This is a genomic window from Aliiroseovarius sp. PTFE2010, assembly GCF_049943335.1.
Lineage (GTDB): Bacteria > Pseudomonadota > Alphaproteobacteria > Rhodobacterales > Rhodobacteraceae > JBNFVY01.
In genome coordinates this window covers 1-1,492 of sequence record NZ_JBNFVY010000032.1, presented here as the reverse complement: position 1 = coordinate 1,492, position 1,492 = coordinate 1, and the positions used below count along the sequence as shown (strand labels likewise).

The 1,492-nt window shown below is 58.4% G+C and carries 1 protein-coding gene; it reads right to left on the bottom strand.

Annotation, left to right across the window (positions count from 1 at the left end):
- Positions 1-1,481: long-chain fatty acid--CoA ligase (locus tag ACP2AV_RS15640; protein WP_426373697.1), on the bottom strand; the 1,481-nt coding region annotated here is incomplete at its 3' end.
- Positions 1,482-1,492: the final 11 nt, after the last annotated feature.

Here is a 1,492-nt window from a genome sequence, read left to right as displayed (position 1 = left end):
ACTTCCTGCTCTGATACATCTGCCGTTGGGGCCTTTACCGCCACGAGAACCGGGCGTTCGTCCCACTTTTCGTGTTTTGCGGCAATGGCGGCGGCATCTGCGACACCGGGATGGGCGACCGCGATATTTTCAAGCTCGACGGTGGAAATCCATTCTCCGCCTGACTTGATGATATCCTTGGAGCGGTCGCGAATGGTCATGAACCCATCGGCATCAATCGAGGCCACATCGCCGGTTTCGAACCACCCGTCATCTTCGAGGGTCGTATCGGGGTCTGCGCCGTAATAACTGCCCACAACCCAATGGCCACGGATGCGCAGATTGCCCTGCGCTTCGCCATCTTCGGCGAGTCTTTCGCTGTCATCGTTGACGATCTTGATCTCTACCCCATAGGGCGGGCGGCCCTGGCTTTCACGAACCTTCGCCTGTTCTTCTTCGGTCATACCCATGTGACGTTCGAGCAGCGCATTGGCGGTGCCCAGCGGCGACGTTTCGGTCATGCCCCAGGCATGCACGACTTCGGTGCCATATTTGTCGCGGAATTCGGCGATTATCGAAGGCGGGCACGCCGTTCCCCCGACCACGGTTCTTCGCAGCGTCTCGGCTTTGGAGCCCAGCTTTTCCAGCGACAAGAGCAAGCCCTGCCAGATCGTCGGCACGCCGAGGGCCATTGTGACGCCCTCGTCATCAATCAGTTTGACAAGGCTGTCACCATCAAGACCAGGCCCTGGCAGAACCAGCTTGGCACCGACCATTGCTGCGGTATAGGGCGCGCCCCAGGCGTTCACGTGGAACATCGGCACGACCGGCAACATCACTTCGCGGGCGGAAATGCTGAGCGTATCGGGCAAGGCGGCGCCCAGCGAATGCAGAACAGTCGAGCGATGGGAATACAGAACGCCCTTGGGATTTCCCGTGGTCCCGGACGTATAACACAGGCTGGATGCGTCATTTTCATCGACATCCACCCAATCGGCGTTTTCGTCCCCCGTGGCCAGAAACTCTTCATAAAACACCAGCCCGGGGATTTTTTCCGCGGCGCTGTCGTCCCGCTCGGACATGAGCACGAACGTGTCGACGGTTTTCAGCTTGTCCCGGATCCCTGCGATGATCGGCAGGAAGGTCTTGTCGAAAAAGATGACCCGGTCTTCGGCGTGGTTGATGATATAGACAAGCTGCTCGGGAAAGAGCCGCGGATTGATCGTGTGACAGACCATCCCGCTGCACGAAATGCCAAAGTAGCATTCCAGATGCCGCGCGTTGTTCCATGCGATCGTGGCCACACGATCCCCTTTGTGCAGACCCGACTTTGCAAGCGCAGAGCCAAGCTGGCGGGAGCGATCAGAAATGCCCTTCCATGTGGTTCTTGTCTTGGTGCCATCCGTTTCCACCGACACGATTTCGGTGTCGCCGTGGTAGCGGGCCCCATGATCGATCAGTGAATGGATCGTCAGTGGCATCGCCATCATTTGTCCGCGCATTTGTCTTCCTC